This is a genomic window from Pseudomonas sp. G5(2012) (assembly GCF_000408945.1).
GTDB classification, from domain to species: Bacteria; Pseudomonadota; Gammaproteobacteria; order Pseudomonadales; family Pseudomonadaceae; genus Aquipseudomonas; species Aquipseudomonas umsongensis.
Genome location: NZ_APIO01000056.1, coordinates 1 through 21236, shown reverse-complemented (window position 1 = coordinate 21236; position 21236 = coordinate 1). Strand labels below are relative to the sequence as shown.

The window sequence follows — 21236 nt, the reverse complement described above, 5'->3', positions numbered from 1 at the left end:
GCAACAGGTACACCGCGGCGTCTGGTTCGCCGGCAAATCGGATCGCCGCAAAGCGGGCCTATACATGGGGAAGGTGGGGGCGCCGTGACGTAGCGACCCCGCCAGGTGAATCAAAGCTTCGGCAACTGCCCGATGCGGCTCATCATCTCGGTCACGATTTGCAGGTCAAGCAGGAACTGCTCGGTGGTCTTGAACTCGTTGTCGTTGTGACCGGTGTATTTGACGTCCGGCATGGCCAGGCCGAATTGCACGCCGTTGGGCAGTTCGTGCACCGAGGTGGCGCCGGCGGAGGTGCCGAACTTGTGCTCCATGCCGAGGTTTTCGCTGGCCACGGCGAGCAGGGCCTTGACCCATTCTCCCTCGGGATTGCGGTACATCGGCTCGGCGATGGAGAAGTCGAAGGCCGGTATAATGTTGCTGTTCTTGCTCCAGGCATCCAGTTTTGTGACGATTTCAGACTTCAGTACTTCCGGGGACTTGCCCTTCGGTACTCGCAGGTTGACCGCAAGCTTGAAGGTTTTGTCATCCATCCCGACATAAGTCAGGGAGGTGGTCAGCGGACCCATGAACTCATCGGCGAAACCCACTGCCAATTTGCCCCCCAAGTAATCCAGCCCCCAGTTGTCGGCGGCGTAGCGGGCGGCGTCGGTGATCTGGTTGTGCTTGAGCGCGACCTTGCCGTCGAGGCTGTTGATGAAGTCCAGCATCCTCGCCACCGGGTTGATGCCGGACTCGGGTTCGGAGGAGTGGGCGGACACACCAGTGACGGTCAGCATGACGTCATTGCCGACCACCTTGGCGGCGACGTCGAAGTTGCCACCATTGCGCATGGCGTACTCTGTACCGGCCTTCTGCAGGCTGGCCGCCAGTTCTGCGGGATTGCCCGCCACCAGGGTGGCGACCGAGGTCGACGGAATCTGGTTGGTCGCCAGGCCGCCTGTCATCGCAGTGATTTCAGCGCCCTTGCCTTGAGCCTTGCGCTTGGCGAAGCTGGCCATGACCGTGCCGTAGCCTTTCTCGGCAATCACCACCGGGTAGCCGCCATCCAGCGCCAGGTTGTAGTTGGGCGTCGGGTTGCGTTCGAAATAATAGGGGATGGCGTCGCCCGTGGTTTCTTCGGTGGTGTCTACCAGCAGCTTGAAGTTCCTGGCCAGCGGCAGCTTCTCTTCCTTGATGACCTTCATGGCGTAGAGCGTGACCACGATGCCGTTCTTGTCATCTTCCGTACCCCGGCCATACATGCGATCGCCCACCAGGGTGACCTTGAATGGATCGAGACGGGTGCCATCCTGCAGCACCCAATTCTCTGGCGTCACCGGCACCACGTCGGCATGGGCGTGAATGCCGACGACTTCATCACCAGCGCCTTCCAGGGAAATTTCATAAACGCGGTTGTCGATGTTGCGAAAGCTCAGGTTGAACCCCTGGGCCAGGACCTTGATCTTCTCGGCGATCTTGATGAACTCGGGATTGTCGTGTTGGGCAACGCCGTCCACGCGCACGGTCGGGATGGCTACCAGTTCACGCAGGGTTTGCGTAGCCGCGCTGCCGTATTTCACCCGTGTGTAGAGGCCAAGCAGGCGATAGATCTGGTTTTGCTGCTCAGGGGACAGTGTCTTGTTATCGAGGAAGGCACTGATGGCCGTGCCAAGATCGTCAGTCTTGGCGATATCGCGCTTGGCCAGGCTTTTCAGGAACTGGCGGAAATCCTTTACCGAGGTATCGCTGAACGTCTTGAGGATGATCGCATTCTGTTGCGGGGTGATGTTGGCCTGTGCAGCGTTGGTGAACGAGGACAGGCTGGCGACCACCAGGGTAGCTGCGGCCAGGTGCTTGAGTGAAAAGTCCATTGCTGGGGGCATTCCTTTGCAGGTGTCTTGTAGGAAATATCTGATCGTTAGATCAGAAACATCCGCAAGCTAACACTGCGAGGGAGAGGTGGGGAGCCCCTGAAGTGGGATCTGTCGCACAGAAATGCAAAAGCGGCGCAGATATGAAAACCGCGCATGACGAACCACCATCGCCCGCGAGACGGTTCCTACAGGGCCGTTTTTGTCCCACGTTTGCTGGTGCCTGCAGGCTTGCGCTTGGCCGGCTTGCGTTTGTTTTTCCAAGGCGTTGCACCGCGCCCGGCAGGGCTGGCGGGGCCGCTGATGGTGAGGCTCAGGCCGGCGCAGCGACTGACTTGCTTGCTCATCCAGGCAGCCTGTTTGGTGACGAACTCGTCCAGGCTCATTTCCCCGCTCTGCACCATGTCCAGGGCCTGTTCCCAGATGGCGGTGGTGCCCGGGTCGGCAATGGCCCGCGGTACCGCATCGATCAGGCTGAAAGCGGCCGGGGTCGCGGCAAGCGCCTTGCCGTTCTTGATCAGGTAACCACGGTCGAGCAGCCCCTGGATGATCGAGGCTCGAGTCGCTTCGGTGCCGATGCCGGTGGTGTCCTTGAGTTTTTGCTTGAGCAATGGATCTTCCACCAGTTTGGCGACGTTCTTCATGGCCTTGATCAGGTCGCCTTCGGTGAAGGGTTTGGGCGGTTGTGTCCAGAGGTCCTTGAGTTGCACGTCAGCCACCGCGCAATCAATGCCTTCCCTGAGGTTGGGCAGGGTTTGCGGCGTGGGTGCTTCGCGGCCCTTGGCGGGTGCAAGGGCTTCGGGCAAGGCGCGTTTCCAGCCAGGTTCGACGATTTGCTTGCCGACTGCACGCAAGGCCTCGCCAGCGCAATCGAAGTCGGCCTGGGTGCGGTCGAACTCGTGGTTGGGCAGGAACTGCGCCAGGTAACGGGCGCGGATCAAGGTGTAGACCGCGCGTTGCTTGCCTGCCAGGCGTTCGAGGTTTTTTGCCGCGGCGGTGGGAATGATGCCGTGGTGCGCGCTGACCTTGGCATCGTTCCAGGCCCGTGAACGACGCTGGGGTTCCAAATAATCGTGCAAGGCATTCAGTGCCGGGTCGGCCTGGCGTAGCGCCGCCAGGATGCCCGGTGCTTCGCTGTGCTGGCTGAGTGGCAAGTAGCCGCAGTCGCTACGCGGGTAGGTGATGACCTTGTGGGTTTCGTAGAGCGCCTGGGCGATGTCGAGGGTTTCCTGGGCACCGAGCCCGAGCTTTTTCGAGCAGACTTCCTGCAAGGTGCCGAGGTCGAATGGCAGCGGCGCCACTTCGCGCATCCGTTCGGTGCGCAGCTTGATGACCCTGGCGCTTGCGGCGGCAAGCATGGCCGCTGCCGCTCGTTGCGCCAGCGCCTGATTCAGGCAGCGATCCTGGTCGTCGCACACCTCGGAGGCGGCCCGCCATTGTGCCGTGAAGGCGGTGCCGTCGTGCAACAACTGCACCTCGACAGCCCAGTAGGGCACGGGCACGAAGGCAGCGATGCTGCGGTCGCGATCCACGACCAGGCGCAAGGTAGGCGTCTGCACCCGGCCGACCGGCAGGACACCCTGGTACCCGGACTGGCGTCCCAACAAGGTGAATAGCCGACTCATATTCATGCCGATCAGCCAGTCGGCCCGGGAGCGCCCCAGCGCCGAATGGTAAAGACTGAAGGTCTGCGCACCGGGCTTGAGGGCGGCGAGGGCCTTGCGGATCGAGGCATCGTCCAGCGCCGACAGCCACAATCGCTGGATCGGGCCGCGATAGCGGCAATGCTCCACCAGTTCCCTGGCGATCATTTCGCCCTCGCGGTCGGCGTCGGTGGCAATGACCAGTTCGCGTGCTTCGCCGAGCAGGCGCTTGACCACCTTGTATTGGCTGGCCGTGCGCGGCTTTACGGTCATCTTCCATTGGTCGGGAATGATCGGCAGGTCTGCCAGTACCCAGCGCTTGTAGCGCGCGTCATAGGCATCCGGGGGCGCGGTTTCCAAAAGGTGGCCGATGCACCAGGTCACTGTGACGTCCGTTCCCAGCCAGCAGCCGTCGCCACGTCGCCGCGCGCCGAGGACGGCCGCAATGTCTTTGGCCTGGGAAGGTTTTTCACAGAGGTAAAGCCGCATAACCACCATCGTCGATCAATGTGAGCAAGTGCACAGGATGGCGTGAGAGGAGCGCGAGAGCAATCTTTATCTGTATGGATGTACAGTTTTTACGTTGCGTTTGATTGCGCAGGCCGTTTAGCTGTGAGGCCATCGTTATCGGGGAATCTGAGTTATACCTGATACGTCGTAGTCTCAGGTTTTGGGGTCGCTGCGCGGCCCATCGCGGGCAAGCCACGCTCCTGCAGGTCAACTTCTGTCATGAGGATTGTTTTCCATGAAAAGCTCCGGTCCCAGCCCTGTCATCACCATCGCCGAGCAGCCAGGCTGCCTGTTGGTGAAGTTCCACGGTATCCAGGTGGCTGCATCTTCACGTGCGTTGGTGCTATTGGAAGCCAATTACCCTCCGGTGTACTACGTCCCGCGAGAAGACATCGACGAGAAATATTTCGCCCGCACCGACCACACCAGCTATTGCCCGTACAAGGGCGATGCCAGCTATTTCAGTTTGCAGGTGCCGGGACATGAAGGGGCTAATGCGGTGTGGAGTTACGAGAATCCGAAAGTCTCGGTTGCACAGATACGCGAATACATGGCGTTTTATCCAGATCAGGTGAAATTTGAGCTCGTTGAACTCGACGAGTGAGTCGCCATTGCCATTAAAAGATCGCAGCCTGCGGCAGCTCCTACAGGGGAACGCATTCCAGGGTAGGAGTTGCCGAAGGCTGCGATCTTTTGATTTTCAATCAGTTCTTATCCAGATCGACGTTACGTGTCTCTCGCAGGCACAACATCCCCACCACCAGGCTCACCCCGGTGATCAGCACCGGATACCACAGCCCATAGAAGATGTCGCCGGTGTACACCACCAGGGCAAATGACACGGTCGGCAGGAAACCGCCGAACCAGCCATTACCGATGTGGTAGGGCAGGGACATCGAGGTGTAGCGGATACGGGTGGGGAACAGTTCGACCATCAGCGCCGCCAGCGGGCCGTAGCACATGGCGGAGATGATGATCAGCGCGACGATCAGGGCCACGATCATTGGTTTGTTGATCTGCTGCATGTCGGCCTGTTGTGGGTAACCCGCCAGGGTCACCGCGCCACGCAGGGCGGCTTCGTCGAAACCGTCGATCTTCATGTCACCGACGCTGACCTGCACATCGCTGCCGGCCGGGGCTGCTGCGCTCTGGTACGGCAGGCCTTGCTTGACCAGGAAGGTCTTGACCTTGTCGCATGGGCTGTCGAATTTCGCCTTGCCTACCGGGTCGAACTGGAAGGTGCAGGTGGCCGGGTCCGCGAGCACGGTAATCGGCGCCTGGCGGCTGGCCTGGTCGATGGCCGGGTTGGCGTAGTGGGCCAGGGTCTTGAAGATCGGGAAGTACAACACGGTGGCGAGCAGCAGGCCCAGCATGAGTACCGGTTTGCGCCCGACCTTGTCCGATAGCCAGCCAAAGAAAATGAAGAAGGGTGCACCGATGGTCACACTGACGATCAGCAAACCGTTGGCCACTGCGGGGTCCATTTTCAGGAACTGGGTGAGGAAGAACAGCACATAGAACTGCGCAGCATAGAAGGTCACCGCTTGCCCGGCGTTGATGCTGAACAGGGCGATCAATACCACCTTGAGGTTTTCCCACTTGCCGAAGGAATCGCGGATCGGCGACTTGCAGAGTTTGCCTTCCTCTTTCATTTTCACGAACGCAGGCGACTCGTGCAGGCTCAGGCGAATCCAGGTCGAGATGCCCAGCAGGATGATCGAAAACAGAAACGGAATGCGCCAGCCCCAAACTTCGAACTGATCGCCCGTGAAATAGCGGCAACCCAGTACCACCAGCAGCGACAGCAACAGGCCCAGGGTGGCGGTGGACTGGATCCAGCTGGTGTGGAAGCCACGTTTGCCCATCGGCGCGTGCTCTGCCACGTAGGTCGCGGCGCCGCCATATTCACCACCCAGTGCCAGGCCCTGGAGCATGCGCAGCACCACGAGGATGATCGGCGCGGCGATGCCGATGCTCGCGTAATTGGGCAGCAGGCCGACGCAGAAGGTTGCCAGGCCCATCAGCACGATGGTGGCGAGGAAGGTGTATTTGCGCCCGATCATGTCGCCCAACCGGCCGAACACCAGGGCGCCGAATGGCCTGACAATGAAGCCGGCGGCGAACGCCATCAAGGCAAAGATGAACGCGGTGGTGTCGTTGACCCCGGCGAAGAACTGTTTGCTGATCACCGCCGCGAGGGCGCCGTAGAGGAAAAAGTCATACCACTCGAAAACCGTCCCGAGCGACGAGGCGAAGATGACTTTCTGGGTTTCCTGGCTGGTGCCCGCGCTACGCACGGCTTCCAGGGGCTGAACGTGTTCTGACATATCGGTATCCCTCACAGTGATTGTTTTTGTTGTTCCACTGTCGGCGCTTTCCTTGTGGGCGGGCGCCGCGTTTATCCATAAATCGGGGTGTACCCGTTACCCGTAGGAGCGAGCATGCTCGCGATGCACCTGAGAGCACCGCGGGGTGTCAGGTTTCCAGCGTCATCGTTGACGGCCATCGCGAGCATGCTCGCTCCTACAGTGTCCGTGCAGGGTTCACGGGTGTGTGGCCAGTTCCTTTTCCGGGGTGATGCTCCTTGTGTCGGGGTTGAGGATCAGTTGTGCAGCCTTCTCCGCGATCATCAGCGTAGGCGAGCAGGTGTTGCCCGAGGTGATGCGCGGCATGATCGAGGCATCGGCGATGCGCAGGCCGGGAATGCCGTGCACGCGCAGTTCTGCATCGACCACCGCGTCCGCGTCGCTGCCCATGCGGCAGGTGCCGACCGGATGGAAAATCGTCGTGCCGATCCGCGCGGCGGCTTCATGCAGCTGTTCTTCGCTCTGCAGGCTGTCGCCGGGCAGGTACTCGACCGGTTTGAACGCCCTCAGGGCCGGCGCGGCAACGATGCGCCGGGTCAGGCGGATGGCATCGGCGGCGACCCGCAAGTCTTCCGGGTGGCTCAGGTAATTGGGCTGGATCAGCGGCGCTTGTTGTGGATCGGCAGAGCGGATCTGCACCGTGCCCCGGCTTTGCGGACGCAGATCGCAAACCGATGCGGTGAAGGCCGGGAAGGCGTGCAACGGCTCACCAAAGCGCTCCAGCGACAGCGGCTGCACGTGGTACTCGAGGTTGGCCGAGGTTTGCTCGGGCCCTGAACGCGCAAAGGCCCCCAACTGACTCGGCGCCATCGACAACGGACCGCTGCGGTCATACAGATAACGCAGGCCCATGCCCATCTTGCCCCACAGGCTGCCGGCGATTTGATTGAGCGTTCGGGCATTCTCCAGCTTGTAGATCAGCCGCAGTTGCAGGTGGTCCTGCAAGTTGCCGCCAACGCCGGACAGTTCATGGACTACACCGATGCCCAGGCGCTGCAGCAGTGGGCGAGGGCCGATGCCGGAACGCTGCAGGATGCTCGGTGAACCGACGGAACCGGCGCACAGGACGATTTCCTTGCGCGCCTTGAAAGTCTTGGCCTGGCCCTGCCAGCGGGCGCTGACCGCCGAAGCACGAGCGTTTTCCAGCATTACGCGGTCGACCTCGACACCGGTCAGCACCGTCAGGTTGGGGCGCTGGCGGATCGGTTTGAGAAAGGCCTTGGCTGCATTCCAGCGGATGCCCGCCTTCTGGTTGACCTGGAAATAGCCGCAACCTTCGTTATCGCCCTGGTTGAAGTCGTCGATGCTGGCGATGCCGCTTTGTTCGGCGGCGCTGCGGAAAGCATCCAGAATCGGCCAGGACAGGCGCTGGCGTTCAACCCGCCAGTCGCCGCTGGCGCCGTGAAACGTTGACTCGCCGGCAAAATGGTTTTCGCTCTTCTTGAACAACGGCAGCACGTCTTGCCAACGCCAGCCAGGGTTGCCGTCTGCCGCCCAGCCATCGTAGTCGCCGGCCTGGCCGCGCATGTAGATCATGCCGTTGATCGACGAACAGCCGCCCAGTACCTTGCCGCGTGGGTAACTCAGGGTACGACCTTGCAAGCCCGGTTGCGCCTCGGTCTTGAAGCACCAGTCGGTTCGCGGATTGCCGATGCAGAACAGGTAGCCCACCGGGATGTGGATCCAGGCGTAATTGTCGCGACCGCCGGCTTCGAGCAGCAGCACGCGGTGTTGCGGGTTGGTCGACAGGCGATTGGCCAGTAAACAGCCGGCCGGCCCGGCCCCAACCACGATGTAGTCGTATTCATCAAGGGAAGCGTGCATCCCTGACCTCGCTTGTTGTTCTTGTTGGGGACCATCCTAGTTGTTAGCTTTCGTTAAAAGAATGTTAGTTTTTACCCAGCTACTGTTCGTTTTTAAACAACGCTGACCAAGGGATGGACGATGTTCGACTGGAATGACCTGCGGTTCTTTCTCGAGCTACAGCGAAGCGGGCGTTTGCTCACTGCTGCGCGCCGTTTGAACACCACCCATGCCACCGTGGCGCGGCACATCGAGGCCGTTGAAAAGAGCCTGGGCACCGCACTGTTCGTGCAGCATGCCCAGGGGTATGAGCTGACCCCGGCGGGCGAAGCATTGCTCAAGCACGCCGAGGCGATGGAGAACGTCGCGCTGCTGGCGCAGGAAGAAATCACCCAATCCACGGCGCCGCTGGGCAAGATCCGGGTGGGGGTGACGGAAGGGCTGGGCATCATGTTCCTTGCCAGCCGCATGAACGGACTGTTCGAGCGCTACCCCGGACTGGAAGTGGAACTGGTGGCGGTGCCGCGCTTTGTCAGCATCCTCAACCGCGAGGCGGAAATCAGCATCCACCTGGAGCGCCCGGCCGCCGACATGCTGGTCACGCGCAAACTGGCGGACTATCGCCTGGCGCTCTACGCCAGCCAGGACTACCTCGACCGCTCCCCGGCGCTGCGCAATCGTGAAGACCTGGGGCGCCATGCCTGGATCGGCTACGTCGACGATTTGCTGTTCAGCCAGGAATTGATGTTCCTCAACAGCTTCTGCCGCAACCCGCAGGTGGTGTTCCACAGCACCAGCGTCATCGCCCAGCAACAGGCCGCGCGCGCAGGTCTTGGGATCGCCGTGCTGCCGTGCTACATGGCCAGTGCCGATCCTGGCCTTGTGCCGTTGCTCCCCCAGGAGAGCATCCTGCGTAGTTACTGGATCAGTACCCGTCGCGAGTTGCACAAGTCGGTGCGGTTGCGGGTGATGTGGGATTACGTGGTGGAGTTGTGTGAGCGTGAGCAGGAGCTGCTGCTGGGCCCCAACCCTCCCGTGATTTAACGGTGCCTCGGATACCACTGTAGGAGCTGCCGCAGGCTGCGATCTTTTGATTTTTCAAGATCAAAAGATCGCAGCCTGCGGCAGCTCCTACAGAGGGAGACCGTGTTTCAGGCGAGGATTTCAAACGCCGTACTGGCCAGCCGCTCGCCATTCACCAACACATGTACCGCATGCTTGCCCGCGTAATGCCGGCGGGTGGTCAGTTCCTTGATGTGTTGGCCGCGGGTGATCGGTTGTGTGGCGTTGCCTGGTAGCGTCAAGGCCTTGAGCTTGAAGACCTTGGCCGAGGTGCTGCCGTTGGCCTTGACGTAGTCGATGGCGTAATCGATCACCAGGCGCTGGCTGTTGTGTACCGTGGACTTGACCGCAAAGGACAGGGTGATTTTTTCGCCGAGCCCGATCACCGGCGGATTGACCTGCACATCGATGATCTGGACTTCAGGTTTGCCGCCCGCGCCAATGATAGCCAGGGCGCGCAGGTTGCCCTGTTTGATCAGGCTGCGCAGGGCATGCCTGGCGATCCATGCGGTGTGCGGGTTGTCCAGCGACCAGCCCTCGATCAGGTCCAGTACCCACTCGGGCTGGTCCTTGGTGATGTCATTGAGGTGATTGGCCACGGACTTGCGCACGTAAAGGCTGGGGTCGGCCTTGAGGTTGTCGAGGATCCCGGCGGCCAGTCGCGGGTCGGCCTGGACCGGCTCCAGGCGAAACGACCAGGGCAGGCGCGGCCGGCAACCTTCGCTGGCGAGGCGCCGGACATGTTCGTTGGCGTCCAGCGACCAGTCATGCATCAATTGCAGCGAGCGTTGCAAATCGTCGCGCAGGAAATGGCGGATGGCGAACTCCGAGGAACCGAATGCGGTGAAGTACTTGAGCGCCTCCATCGACAGTTCGAACCGCTCCGCGCCATAGGTCGCCACGTAATGCGGCAGGCACATGCTGACAAAACCGCTGTTGAGGCGAGGGGCGAGGGCGCGCAGTACTTCCAGCGATGCTTCATAACCCAGCGGCAATACCGCGTGCAAGCATTCGCTGACGCGGGCCAGGCGCTGCATCACCGACAATTCGGCCAGGCCATGGTTGGCCAGTTTCAGGAAACCCTTGGCGTCGAAGTCGGGATACACCGCCGTCATCTCGGCGGCGATGTGCCGCAGGCGCTCGGCGTTGAAGATTTCCTTGAGAGCGGTGTCGCCAGCCATGTTGGAGTCCGTGTGTGATAGGGGCGGGGTGCCGGCCAGGAGGCCGGCACATTCATCTCAACCGTTCTTCGCCTGCTCTTCCAGCTGGTCCGATTCGAATAACCGTGCCAGTTCCGCCCGCGCTTCCTGCGCCGTCTGCTTGACCTTCACCGCGTCGTCGTAGATCGCGTGCTGGGCTTCGAGCACCTGTTCGTCGTGATGCTTGAAACGCTTGATCCGTGCATCGGCCTGTTCGGGCGTCAGTCCCAGGCCGATCAATGTCTGCCGGCTCATTTCCAGACTGGAGTAAAAGGTTTCGCGCACGGCGTGGGCGCCCAGGTCCACCAGGCGATGCACATGCTGGCGGTTGCGGGCGCGGGCAATGATCTTGATGTGCGGATAGAGCTTGTGCACCAGTTCGGCGGTCTTGATGTTGGTGTCCGGGTCGTCGGTGGCGATGACGAAGAACTCGGCATCCGCAACCTTGGCCGCGCTGAGGATTTCCGGACGCATCGGGTCGCCGTAATACACCGGTACGCCGCCGAAGCTGCGCGACAGCTCGATGGTTTCCACCGAGGTGTCGAGGGCCACGAACTTGATGTTCTGAGCCCGCAGGATACGCGCGACGATCTGCCCCATACGGCCCATGCCGGCGATCACCACACGGGGCTCATCGGCGTCGATTGCGCGAAATTGCTCCGGAACCACCACCGGTTGCACCTTCGGGCTAACCAGTCGGGCGCACAACAACATCAACAGGGGCGTCAACGCCATCGACAGGGTGATCGCCAGCACCAGCAAGTCGTACAGGCGTGGATCGAACAAACCATGATCACGGCCGATCTTGAACACCACAAAGGCAAATTCACCACCCGCCGCCAGCACGATGCCCAGGCGAATGGCGCTGATCTTGTTCAAACCGCCGGCCAGGCGGCCGACGACAAACAGCAACGGCAGCTTGACGGCGATCAGCAGCAGGGTCAGCCCCAGCACCACGATAGGCTCGCGCAGCAGCAGGCCGAGGTTGGCGCCCATGCCGACACTCATGAAGAACAGCCCCAACAGCAGGCCCTTGAAGGGTTCGATCTGTGCTTCCAGCTCGTGCCGGTATTCGGAGTCTGCCAGCAGCAGGCCGGCAAGAAATGCACCGAGGGCCATGGAAATACCGGCCAGGTCCATCAGCCAGGCGGTGCCCATCACCACCAGCAACGCGGTCGCGGTGGACACTTCCGGCAAGCCGGTCTTGGCGACCACGCGAAACACCGGACGCAGCAAGTAGCGTCCGCCGATCACCACAATGGCAATACTGACCAGCACGCGCAGGCCCTGGTTGACATCGTCGACCGCGCTGACGTTTGCGCTACTGCCTGCCAGCAGCGGCACCATGGCGATCAGCGGGATCGCGGCGATGTCCTGGAACAGCAGGATCGCGAACGCCAGGCGGCCGTGGGGGCTGGTCAGTTCCTTGCGCTCAGCCAGGCTTTGCAGGCCGAAGGCGGTGGACGACAGGGCCAGGCCCAGGCCCAGCACGATCGAGGTGTTCAGCGGTTGCCCGAAGACATACAGCGCCAATACGCCCAGCAGCGCACCTGTCAGCAGTACTTGCGCCAGACCGACGCCGAACACCGCCTTGCGCATCACCCATAAGCGCCGTGGCGACAACTCCAGGCCGATGATGAACAGCAGCAACACCACGCCGAGTTCAGAGATGTGCGCGACACTTTCCGTATTGCCGATCAGGCCCAGCCCCGAGGGGCCGATGATCACGCCGGCAAACAGATAACCCAGCACCGCGCCCAATTGCAGGCGCTTGGCCAGGGGAACGGTGAGTACGGCGGCGAGCAGAAATACGACTGCGGCTTGCAACAGACTGCCTTCATGGGGCATTAGAAAAACTCCATCAACTCGGTACGGCGGGTCGACAAGGATAAAGGCTGGCCTGGGTTCAAGGCTATCGCGCAAAACAGTTGTCGAGCGGACATCGCCGTCGCACTACAGCAATTCCCCCAGGTCCCAGAGCCGTACAAGCTCAGCGGGGGCCTGGTTTTCCGGCACTTTCAACACCATCTGGTCGTCCTGTTCGCCTGCGTGGTAGCGCAGCTCGATCTGGTAAAAGCGCTGATCTCCCCCGCCCGAGGCCGAGCTGGCCAGCGGCAGGCACCCTTCGAGCAGGCCACGGATGCGCGAACGCTGCTCGAGATCGCATTGCGCGAATTCGATTTCCCGGGGGCGCGTCAGGGCCTGGATTGCGGCAAAGCCACCTTGGCGAGACAGGCGCACAACGGCCCGGTCGTCCAGTGTCGGCAGGGTTTTCATGGTGCCTCCTGCGTCGTCTCGACGCCTACTTGTGACCAGCCGCGCTGCACCACCCGCGCTTCATTGGCGCTGAAGCGCCGACGCGCATGCTCCACGGTGAGTTTTGCAAAGGCACTGAATGACGTCTCATGACTCAAGCGCTTGTCACACAGTGCGTCGTACCAGATGAGCCCGGCTGTTTCCCAGGCGAATCCACCCAAGGCCTTGGCGGCCAGGTAAAACGCCCGATTGGGAATGCCGGAATTGATGTGCACGCCGCCATTGTCCTCCTGGGTGATCACGAATTTGCGCATGTGGTCCGGTTGCGGGTCCTTGCCCAGCAGTGGGTCGTCATAGGCGGTGCCCGGGTGGGCCATCGAGCGCAAACCGACGCCCTTGATCCGCGGGGTCAGTAAATCCGCGCCGATCAGCCAGTCCGCCTGGTCGGCGGTGTGCCCCAGCAGGTATTGCTTGGTCAGCACGCCAAACACATCCGACAGCGATTCATTCATCGCCCCGGACTGGTCGGCATACACCAGGCCCGCTTCGCTCTCGACCACGCCGTGGGTCAGCTCGTGCCCGACCACGTCCAGCGAGCGGGTGAAGCGCTGGAAGATTTCCCCATCGCCGTCACCGAAGACCATCTGCGATCCGTTCCAGAAGGCGTTCTCATAGTCCTGGCCATAATGCACGCTGCCGATCAGGGCGAAACCCTTATCGTCGATGGAGTCGCGGCCCAACACTTTCCAAAAGAAATCGTAGCTGGCCCCCAGCGCGTCGTAGGCCTCATCGACCGCCGGATCACCGCTCGGCGCCTGGCCTTCGAGGCGCACCGGCATGCCGGGCAGGAGCATCTTGCCCTGGGCATCATGCACGCTGCGCTGTACCTGGCCACGTTTGGAGGTTGCCGGCAGGATCGCGGCGGCAGCTGGACGCACCGGTGGGCCAGGCGTATGCCGAAGGGTACGCACATGGGACAGTGTGCTCATTGCGCTGGAACGCTGGTGTTCAGATCCATGCGCGACGATACGGTGCAGAATGTAGGGCGGAATGAAACTGCGCAGGTCAGTCATCAGAGCATCCTTTCTGAGCACGAAGTCAATACATATGTGAGCGGCGCAGGGGTATTCGGTTCCGCCGGTTGCCATTGGCAGCAGTTTCTGCGAAAACCTGCGTCCGCGCCCGCAAGTCCAGGGCACTGTAGATGAGTTAAGAACATGAACGACGAACTGCAAATCATTGATCTTGAACCGGGTGACGGCAAGGCCGCCGTCAAAGGCGCACTGATCACCACCCAATACCGCGGCTGGCTGGAGGACGGTAGCGAATTCGACTCTTCCTACAGTCGAGGCAAGCCGTTCCAGTGCGTGATCGGCACCGGTCGGGTGATCAAGGGTTGGGACCAGGGCCTGATGGGCATGCAGGTCGGTGGCAAGCGCAAATTGCTGGTCCCGGCGCACCTGGCCTATGGCGAGCGTACGATGGGCAAGATCCCGCCGAATTCGAACCTGATATTCGAGATTGAATTGCTGGAAGTGCTGACGCGGGACGATTGAGTGCGGAACATGGAAACACGAACGCCGATCCGTTGAGACCGTTTGTATCCCTGTAGGGGAAAGAGCCAAAAAAAACGCCGCCCTCGAATTCGGGGGCGGCGCTTTTTTATTGCAGTGGACGTCAGGTCAAACCTTGACGATCCAGCCCGCTGGCGCTTCGACGTCGCCAGTTTGCACGCCGGTCAGCTCTTTGTAGAGCTTCTGGGTGATCGGGCCGACTTCGGTTTCGCTATGGAACACGTGCAGGTGGTCGTTGTAGCTGATGCCGCCGATTGGCGTGATCACGGCGGCGGTACCGCAAGCGCCGGCTTCCTTGAAGTCCGACAGCTTGTCGATGAACACGTCACCTTCGATCACTTCCAGGCCCAGGCGCGTTTTAGCCAGCTCAATCAGCGACAGGCGGGTGATGCCCGGCAACACCGACGGCGAGTTCGGGGTCACGAACTTGTTGTCGTGGGTGATCCCGAAGAAGTTGGCCGAACCGACTTCTTCGATTTTGGTGTGGGTCATCGGGTCCAGGTAGATGGCGTCGGCGAAGTGCGCCTTCTTGGCCTGGGAGCCTGGCATCAGGCTGGCGGCGTAGTTGCCACCGACCTTGGCTGCGCCAGTGCCTTGCGGGGCCGCGCGGTCGTAGCTGGAGATCAGGAAGTTGTGCGGGGTCAGGCCGCCCTTGAAGTAGGCGCCGACCGGGATGCAGAAAATCGAGAAGATGAACTCGGGTGCGGTACGCACGCCGATGTTGTCACCCACGCCGATCACGAACGGACGCAGGTACAGCGCGCCGCCAGTGCCGTAAGGCGGGATGAAACGCTCGTTGGCCCGCACCACATCCTTGCATGCTTCGATGAACTGCTCGGTGGACACCTGTGGCATCAGCAGGCGCGCGCAGCTGCGTTGCATGCGCGCGGCGTTCTGGTCCGGGCGGAACAGGTTGATCGAACCGTCCTTGCAGCGGTAGGCCTTCAGGCCCTCGAAGCATTGCTGGCCATAGTGAAGGGCCGTGGAGCCTTCGCTGATGTGCAGCACATTGTCTTCGGTCAGGGTGCCTGCGTCCCACTCGCCATTACGCCAGTGCGACAGATAGCGCTTGTCGGTCTTGATGTAGTCAAAACCCAGCTTGTCCCAATTGATGCTTTCGTTACCCATGACACCCTCTATCACTTAACAACCGCCGAAACGGTTCAATGTTTCTGACGTTTTCTGGATGGGGACAACAATACTTCATTCCGGACCCATTTCGCAGCCCGGATTTGATCGTTCCCACGCAGAACGTGGGAACGATCATGCGTGGGGGTCACAGATGCAGTGCGTGGCCAAGCGCCCGCAACGCCGCTTCCTGCACCGCTTCGCCCAACGTCGGATGCGCATGGATGGTGCCGCCGATGTCTTCCAGCCGCGCACCCATTTCCAGGCTTTGCGCGAATGCCGTGGACAATTCGGAGACGCCGACGCCCACCGCCTGCCAGCCAACGATCAGATGATTGTCCCGACGAGCGACCACGCGCACGAAGCCGCTCTTGGACTCAAGCGTCATTGCCCGGCCATTGGCGGCGAACGGGAAGTTCGACACGATGCAGTCAAGACCTGCCGCCTTGGCCTCGTCCGGGGTTTTGCCGACCACCACCAGTTCCGGGTCGGTAAAGCAGACGGCGGCGATAGCGGCGGGGTTGAACTCGCGGTGCTTGCCGCTGATCAGTTCGGCCACCATCTCGCCCTGGGCCATGGCCCGGTGGGCGAGCATCGGCTCGCCACTGAGGTCGCCGATGGCGTAGACGTTGCGCATGCTGGTCTGGCAGCGGTGATCGATCTTGATCGACGCGCCGTTCATCGCAAGGTCCAGCGCTTCGAGGTTCCAGCCCTCGGTGTTTGGCTTGCGACCCACGGCCACCAGTACCTGATCGGTCTCCAGGTTCAGGATGCCGCCATCCGGGTCGCGTACTTGTAAGGTATTTTCTGATGAATCAAAGCCTTGCACGCTATGCTTCAAGTAAAGTTTCACGCCAAGTTTCTTCAATTCGTCGTGCACGGGCTGGGTCAGTTCGCCGTCGTAGGCCGGCAGGATGCGTTCCTGGGCCTCGACCACGCTGACGTCGGCACCGAGCTTGCGATAGGCAATCCCCAGTTCCAGGCCGATGTAGCCGCCACCCACCACGACCAGGCGTTTGGGCACGGATCTCGGTGCCAGCGCTTCGGTGGAGGAGATGATCGGCCCGCCAATCGGCAGCATCGGCAAGTTCACGCTTTTGGAGCCAGTGGCCAGCACCAGGTGCTCGCACTGGATGCGCGTGTCGCCGACGTCGACGGTTTTGCCGTCGACGACCTTGGCCCAGCCTTGAACGACCTGGACCTTGTTCTTTTTCAGCAGGGCCGCGACACCGGTGGTCAGGCGGTCGACGATGCCGTCCTTCCATTCCACGCTTTTGCCGATATCCAGGGTTGGCGCCGAGACGTTGATGCCCAGGGCCGAGTGCTGGTTGTGCTGTTGCGTCTGGTGGAACTGTTCAGCCACGTGAATCAGTGCCTTGGACGGAATGCAGCCGATGTTCAAGCAAGTGCCGCCCAGGGATTGGCCTTCCACCAGGATGGTCGGAATGCCCAGTTGGCCAGCACGGATCGCGGTCACATAGCCGCCAGGGCCGCCGCCGATGATCAGCAGCGTAGTGTGCAAAGTTTGCATGGTGCTCTCCAGCAAAAATCAGTCCACAAACAGGGTGGCGGGTTGTTCGAGCAGGCCACGGACGGCCTGGATGAATTGTGCCGCGTCCATGCCGTCGACCACCCGGTGATCGAAGGAGCTGGAGAGGTTCATCATCTTGCGGATCACGATCTGGCCTTTGATCACCATGGGCCTCTCGACGATTTTGTTCACGCCGACGATCGCCACTTCCGGCAGGTTCAGCACCGGGGTGCTGACGATGCCGCCCAGCGCGCCGAGGCTGGTCAGGGTGATGGACGAGCCGGACAGTTCGTCGCGGCTGGCCTTGCCGTTACGGGCGGCCGTGGCCAATCGGGCGATTTCAGCGGCACTGTCCCACAGGCTGCGAGCCTCGGCATGGCGAACCACGGGCACCATCAAGCCAATATCGGCTTGGGTGGCGATACCGACATGCACCGCGCCCAAGCGGGTGATGACCTGGGCTTGGTCATCGTAGCGCGCGTTAATCTGCGGGAAATCACGCAGGGCGACGACCAGGGCGCGAACCAGGAACGGCAGCAAGGTCAACTTGCCGCGGCTGGCACCGTGTTTTTCGTTGAGGTGCGCACGCAGTTCTTCCACGGCAGTGACGTCGATTTCCTCGACATAGCTGAAATGGGCCGCGCGTTGCGTGGCGTCCTGCATGCGCTGGGCGATCTTGCGACGCATGCCGATCACCGGGATCTGTTCTTCGTCGTTGCGCTGGGCGTAAGCGCTGCTGACGGTCGACGCATTCGACTGACCCTGAGCCAGATAAGCCTCGAGGTCTTCGTGCAACACACGACCCGCCGGGCCAGTGCCACGAACCAGACGCAACTGGATACCGAGGTCCAGCGCATGCTTGCGAACCGCCGGGGAGGCCAAGGGACGCTCATCGGCTTCGCGGGCGACCATCGGTCCCTGGCAGACGGCGGCTTTCGGTGCTGCGGCAGCGATCGGTTTGTTCTCCACCGTGGCTTCGACTTTCGGCGCAGCGACCGGTGCTTCTTTCACCGGTGCCGGTTGCGCAGACTCCCTGACGTTGCCCGCGCCTTCGACTTCGATGCTGATCAGCACGCTGCCGACCGCCATCACTTCACCTGGCTGGCCGCCAAGGGCAATCACCTTGCCATGCACGGGCGACGGAATATCCACCATTGCCTTGTCGGTCATGACATCGGCCAGCACCTGATCTTCGACGACCATGTCGCCGACCTTGACGTGCCACTGTGACAACTCAACTTCTGCAATGCCTTCGCCAATGTCCGGCATCTTGATAACGTGCGTGCCCATTCAGACCTCCATGACCCGTTTCAACGCCGCGCCCACACGGGACGGCCCTGGGAAATACGCCCACTCTTGCGCGTGCGGGTAGGGGGTGTCCCAACCGGTGACGCGTTCGATCGGCGCTTCCAGGTGGTGGAAGCAGTGCTCTTGCACCAGCGCCGTCAGTTCGGCACCGAAACCGCAAGTACGAGTCGCTTCGTGGACGATCACGCAGCGCCCGGTTTTCTTCACGGACTTGACGATGGTTTCCAGGTCCAGCGGCCAGAGGCTGCGCAGGTCGATGACCTCGGCATCCACGCCGCTTTCCTCGGCGGCCACTTGCGACACGTACACGGTGGTGCCGTAGGTCAGTACCGTGACGTCCTTGCCCGGACGGGCAATGGCGGCGACATCGAGCGGCACGGTGTAATAGCCGTCTGGAACCTGGGCGGCGGGGTGTTTCGACCAAGGGGTTACCGGACGGTCGTGATGGCCGTCGAACGGACCGTTGTACAGGCGCTTGGGCTCGAGGAAGATCACCGGATCATCGTTTTCGATCGAGGCGATCAGCAGGCCCTTGGCGTCGTAGGGGTTGGACGGCATGACGGTGCGCAGGCCGCACACCTGGGTGAACAGCGCCTCGATACTCTGGCTGTGGGTCTGGCCGCCGTAGATACCGCCACCGCAAGGCATGCGCAAGGTCAACGGCGCGGTGAATTCGCCAGCCGAGCGATAACGCAGGCGCGCGGCTTCGGAAATGATCTGGTCGTAGGCCGGGTAGACGTAGTCGGCGAACTGGATCTCCACCACCGGGCGCAGGCCGTAGGCGCCCATGCCTACTGCAGTGCCGACGATGCCGCTTTCGGAGATCGGCGCGTCGAACACCCGGGAGGTGCCGTACTTGGCCTGCAGGCCTTCGGTGCAGCGGAACACGCCGCCGAAGTAACCGACGTCCTGGCCGAACACCACGACGTTGTCGTCGCGCTCAAGCATCACATCCATGGCCGAGCGCAGGGCCTGGATCATGGTCATGGTGGTCGTGGTCATGGCGGTATCCAGCTGGATATTGTTGTTGTGATCGTTCATGTCAGATCCCCAGCTCTTGACGCTGGCGCTTCAAATGCTCCGGCATCTCTTTATAGACATCTTCGAACATGGTCGCGGCGCTTGGAATCTGGCCGCCGGCAAGGGTGCCGTACTGTTCGGCTTCTTTCTGCGCGGAGATCACCTCGGCTTCCAGTTCGGCGCTGACGGCGGTGTGCTCTTCTTCGGACCAGTGGCCAACCTTGATCAGGTGCTGCTTGAGGCGCGCGATCGGATCGCCTAACGGGAAGTGGCTCCAGTCGTCGGCAGGGCGGTACTTGGACGGATCGTCCGAGGTGGAGTGCGGCCCGGCGCGGTAGGTGACCCATTCGATCATGGTCGGGCCGAGGTTGCGGCGCGCGCGTTCGGCGGCCCAGGCAGAGGCGGCGTAGACCGCATAGAAATCGTTGCCGTCGACCCGCAGCGAGGCGATGCCGCAACCGACGCCACGCCCGGCGAAGGTGGTGGCTTCACCACCGGCAATCGCCTGGAAGGTGGAGATGGCCCACTGGTTGTTGACCACGTTGAGGATCACCGGCGCGCGATACACGTGAGCGAAAGTGAGAGCGGTGTGGAAGTCCGACTCGGCGGTGGCACCGTCGCCGATCCAGGCCGAGGCGATTTTGGTGTCGCCCTTGATCGCCGAGGCCATGGCCCAGCCTACGGCCTGGACGAATTGGGTGGCGAGGTTGCCAGAGATGGTAAAGAAACCGGCATCTTTGACCGAGTACATGATCGGCAACTGACGTCCCTTGAGCGGATCGCGCTCGTTCGACAGCAGTTGGCAAATCAGGTCCACCAGCGGTACGTCGCGGGCCATCAGGATGCTTTGCTGGCGGTAGGTCGGGAAGCACATGTCGTCGATGTTCAAGGCCAGGGCCTGGGCGCTGCCGATGGCTTCTTCGCCGAGGCTCTGCATGTAGAACGACATTTTTTTCTGGCGCTGGGCGACCACCATGCGGTTGTCGTAGATCCGCGTCTTGAGCATGGCACGCATGCCTTTGCGCAGGATGTCCACCGGTACGCCTTCGGCCCACGGGCCCAAGGCATTGCCCTGGTCGTCGAGCACACGAATCAGGCCACGGGCCAGGTCTGCCGTGTCAGCCGGTTCAACGTCGATAGGGGGCTTGCGCACTGTGCCGGCGTCGGTCAGGTGCAGGTAGGAGAAGTCGGTTTTGCAGCCGGGGCGACCCGAGGGTTCGGGGACGTGCAGGCGCAGCGGTTCGTACGCTTGGTTCATGGCTTCTACGCTCGATCTTGTGAATTTCTTGTAGTGAGCTGACAGATTTCATTCGGTGGAAGAAATCTTGTCCTACAACAATCATAGGCCCGGCCAAGAAGAATATTTTTCTGTGTTTCGTTGCGTTCAAGGTCATTTCCAGATAAAAAATCTGCATAAACATAAAAAACAGGTGTTTTTGTCTCATGCGCAAACTGGACCGTACCGATATCGGCATTCTCAACAGTCTCCAGGAGAACGCACGCATCACCAACGCCGACCTGGCACGCTCGGTCAACCTGTCACCGACGCCATGCTTCAACCGGGTCAAGGCGATGGAGGAGTTGGGCTTGATTCGTGAGCAGGTGACCCTGCTGGACGCCGATCTGCTGGGGCTGCACGTCAATGTGTTCATCCACGTCAGCCTGGAAAAGCAGGTGGAGGAGGCGTTGCAGCATTTCGAAGAGGCGATCTCCGATCGGCCCGAGGTGATGGAGTGCTACCTGATGGCCGGCGATCCGGATTACCTGATTCGGGTGCTGGTGCCGACCATTCAGTCGCTGGAACGCTTCATGATGGATTTCCTCACCAAAGTCCCCGGCGTTGCCAATATCCGTTCGAGCTTTGCGCTCAAGCAGGTGCGCTACAAGACGGCGCTGCCGTTGCCTGCCAATGGCTTGACCTTAGGCACCTGATACGGTGCTCCTGCCTTGATCGTTCCCACGCTCCGCGTCACTAGTGTCCGGTAA

Annotated in this window: 17 protein-coding genes; 4 read left to right on the top strand and 13 right to left on the bottom strand. The window is 61.4% G+C overall.

What is annotated here, in order from left to right:
- Positions 1-110: 110 nt before the first annotated feature.
- A complete protein-coding gene (locus PG5_RS17930) occupies positions 111-1850 on the bottom strand; it encodes a dipeptidase (protein WP_020798537.1) in 1740 nt (579 codons plus the stop codon).
- Between the two features lie 188 nt (positions 1851-2038).
- Positions 2039-3982: a DNA topoisomerase III gene (locus PG5_RS17925; protein ID WP_020798536.1), complete on the bottom strand. Its 1944-nt coding sequence runs from the start codon at positions 3980-3982 to the stop codon at positions 2039-2041.
- A gap of 256 nt (positions 3983-4238) precedes the next feature.
- Here PG5_RS17925 and PG5_RS17920 point away from each other — a divergent pair, with 256 nt between their 5' ends.
- Complete coding sequence (locus PG5_RS17920; protein WP_020798535.1) at positions 4239-4607, top strand: DUF427 domain-containing protein; 369 nt, start codon at positions 4239-4241, stop codon at positions 4605-4607.
- Between the two features lie 100 nt (positions 4608-4707).
- On the opposite strand, the gene PG5_RS17915 is transcribed toward PG5_RS17920, so the two are convergent.
- Both PG5_RS17915 and PG5_RS17910 read right to left on the bottom strand, forming a co-directional pair.
- A complete protein-coding gene (locus PG5_RS17915) occupies positions 4708-6330 on the bottom strand; it encodes an MFS transporter (RefSeq protein ID WP_020798534.1) in 1623 nt (540 codons plus the stop codon).
- A gap of 216 nt (positions 6331-6546) precedes the next feature.
- Positions 6547-8193 (bottom strand): GMC family oxidoreductase, encoded by a 1647-nt coding sequence (locus tag PG5_RS17910; protein ID WP_020798533.1) that lies wholly within the window; start codon positions 8191-8193, stop codon positions 6547-6549.
- A gap of 120 nt (positions 8194-8313) precedes the next feature.
- Here PG5_RS17910 and PG5_RS17905 point away from each other — a divergent pair, with 120 nt between their 5' ends.
- Positions 8314-9216 carry a LysR family transcriptional regulator gene (locus PG5_RS17905; RefSeq protein ID WP_020798532.1) on the top strand — a complete coding sequence of 301 codons (903 nt, stop codon included), beginning with the start codon at positions 8314-8316 and terminating at the stop codon, positions 9214-9216.
- A gap of 107 nt (positions 9217-9323) precedes the next feature.
- Here the strand turns inward: PG5_RS17905 and PG5_RS17900 are convergent, their stop codons facing one another.
- From PG5_RS17900 to PG5_RS17885, 4 genes are all read right to left on the bottom strand, one after another.
- On the bottom strand, positions 9324-10415 hold the full coding sequence (locus PG5_RS17900; protein ID WP_020798531.1) for a DNA alkylation repair protein: 1092 nt from the start codon (positions 10413-10415) through the stop codon (positions 9324-9326).
- Positions 10416-10472: 57 nt separating this feature from the next.
- A complete protein-coding gene (locus PG5_RS17895; protein ID WP_020798530.1) occupies positions 10473-12281 on the bottom strand; it encodes a monovalent cation:proton antiporter-2 (CPA2) family protein in 1809 nt (602 codons plus the stop codon).
- 105 nt (positions 12282-12386) lie between these two features.
- Complete coding sequence (locus PG5_RS17890; protein WP_020798529.1) at positions 12387-12710, bottom strand: protealysin inhibitor emfourin; 324 nt, start codon at positions 12708-12710, stop codon at positions 12387-12389.
- Positions 12707-13762, bottom strand: coding sequence for a M4 family metallopeptidase (locus PG5_RS17885; RefSeq protein ID WP_020798528.1), 1056 nt, complete (start codon positions 13760-13762; stop codon positions 12707-12709). The genes PG5_RS17890 and PG5_RS17885 overlap by 4 nt, the downstream gene beginning before the upstream one ends.
- A 144-nt stretch (positions 13763-13906) precedes the next feature.
- Here PG5_RS17885 and PG5_RS17880 point away from each other — a divergent pair, with 144 nt between their 5' ends.
- Positions 13907-14245, top strand: coding sequence for an FKBP-type peptidyl-prolyl cis-trans isomerase (locus tag PG5_RS17880; protein WP_020798527.1), 339 nt, complete (start codon positions 13907-13909; stop codon positions 14243-14245).
- Positions 14246-14371: 126 nt separating this feature from the next.
- Here PG5_RS17880 and PG5_RS17875 read toward each other — a convergent pair whose 3' ends face one another.
- The 5 genes from PG5_RS17875 to PG5_RS17855 all read right to left on the bottom strand — a co-directional run bounded on the left by PG5_RS17875 (position 14372) and on the right by PG5_RS17855 (position 20508).
- The gene (locus PG5_RS17875) at positions 14372-15391 is read right to left on the bottom strand and encodes a branched-chain amino acid aminotransferase (RefSeq protein WP_020798526.1); all 1020 of its coding nucleotides are present in this window, start codon (positions 15389-15391) and stop codon (positions 14372-14374) included.
- Between the two features lie 148 nt (positions 15392-15539).
- Positions 15540-16922, bottom strand: coding sequence for a dihydrolipoyl dehydrogenase (lpdA, locus tag PG5_RS17870; protein ID WP_020798525.1), 1383 nt, complete (start codon positions 16920-16922; stop codon positions 15540-15542).
- An 18-nt stretch (positions 16923-16940) separates the two neighbouring features.
- A complete protein-coding gene (locus PG5_RS17865) occupies positions 16941-18212 on the bottom strand; it encodes a dihydrolipoamide acetyltransferase family protein (RefSeq protein WP_020798524.1) in 1272 nt (423 codons plus the stop codon).
- Complete coding sequence (locus PG5_RS17860; RefSeq protein WP_020798523.1) at positions 18213-19271, bottom strand: alpha-ketoacid dehydrogenase subunit beta; 1059 nt, start codon at positions 19269-19271, stop codon at positions 18213-18215. It lies immediately after the preceding gene.
- A 1-nt stretch (position 19272) separates the two neighbouring features.
- Positions 19273-20508: a 3-methyl-2-oxobutanoate dehydrogenase (2-methylpropanoyl-transferring) subunit alpha gene (locus PG5_RS17855; protein ID WP_020798522.1), complete on the bottom strand. Its 1236-nt coding sequence runs from the start codon at positions 20506-20508 to the stop codon at positions 19273-19275.
- A 185-nt stretch (positions 20509-20693) separates the two neighbouring features.
- Between PG5_RS17855 and bkdR the strand changes: the two genes are divergently transcribed.
- Complete coding sequence (gene bkdR, locus PG5_RS17850) at positions 20694-21182, top strand: Bkd operon transcriptional regulator BkdR (protein WP_008059350.1); 489 nt, start codon at positions 20694-20696, stop codon at positions 21180-21182.
- Positions 21183-21236 lie beyond the last annotated feature (54 nt).

Bases quoted from the DNA above. Each gene is read 5' to 3' on its own strand.
- PG5_RS17930 (WP_020798537.1), bottom strand. From the start codon at position 1,850: ATGGACTTTTCACTCAAGCACCTGGCCGCAGCTACCCTGGTGGTCGCC.
- PG5_RS17925 (WP_020798536.1), bottom strand. From the start codon at position 3,982: ATGCGGCTTTACCTCTGTGAAAAACCTTCCCAGGCCAAAGACATTGCG.
- PG5_RS17920 (WP_020798535.1), top strand. From the start codon at position 4,239: ATGAAAAGCTCCGGTCCCAGCCCTGTCATCACCATCGCCGAGCAGCCA.
- PG5_RS17915 (WP_020798534.1), bottom strand. From the start codon at position 6,330: ATGTCAGAACACGTTCAGCCCCTGGAAGCCGTGCGTAGCGCGGGCACC.
- PG5_RS17910 (WP_020798533.1), bottom strand. From the start codon at position 8,193: ATGCACGCTTCCCTTGATGAATACGACTACATCGTGGTTGGGGCCGGG.
- PG5_RS17905 (WP_020798532.1), top strand. From the start codon at position 8,314: ATGTTCGACTGGAATGACCTGCGGTTCTTTCTCGAGCTACAGCGAAGC.
- PG5_RS17900 (WP_020798531.1), bottom strand. From the start codon at position 10,415: ATGGCTGGCGACACCGCTCTCAAGGAAATCTTCAACGCCGAGCGCCTG.
- PG5_RS17895 (WP_020798530.1), bottom strand. From the start codon at position 12,281: ATGCCCCATGAAGGCAGTCTGTTGCAAGCCGCAGTCGTATTTCTGCTC.
- PG5_RS17890 (WP_020798529.1), bottom strand. From the start codon at position 12,710: ATGAAAACCCTGCCGACACTGGACGACCGGGCCGTTGTGCGCCTGTCT.
- PG5_RS17885 (WP_020798528.1), bottom strand. From the start codon at position 13,762: ATGACTGACCTGCGCAGTTTCATTCCGCCCTACATTCTGCACCGTATC.
- PG5_RS17880 (WP_020798527.1), top strand. From the start codon at position 13,907: ATGAACGACGAACTGCAAATCATTGATCTTGAACCGGGTGACGGCAAG.
- PG5_RS17875 (WP_020798526.1), bottom strand. From the start codon at position 15,391: ATGGGTAACGAAAGCATCAATTGGGACAAGCTGGGTTTTGACTACATC.
- lpdA (WP_020798525.1), bottom strand. From the start codon at position 16,922: ATGCAAACTTTGCACACTACGCTGCTGATCATCGGCGGCGGCCCTGGC.
- PG5_RS17865 (WP_020798524.1), bottom strand. From the start codon at position 18,212: ATGGGCACGCACGTTATCAAGATGCCGGACATTGGCGAAGGCATTGCA.
- PG5_RS17860 (WP_020798523.1), bottom strand. From the start codon at position 19,271: ATGAACGATCACAACAACAATATCCAGCTGGATACCGCCATGACCACG.
- PG5_RS17855 (WP_020798522.1), bottom strand. From the start codon at position 20,508: ATGAACCAAGCGTACGAACCGCTGCGCCTGCACGTCCCCGAACCCTCG.
- bkdR (WP_008059350.1), top strand. From the start codon at position 20,694: ATGCGCAAACTGGACCGTACCGATATCGGCATTCTCAACAGTCTCCAG.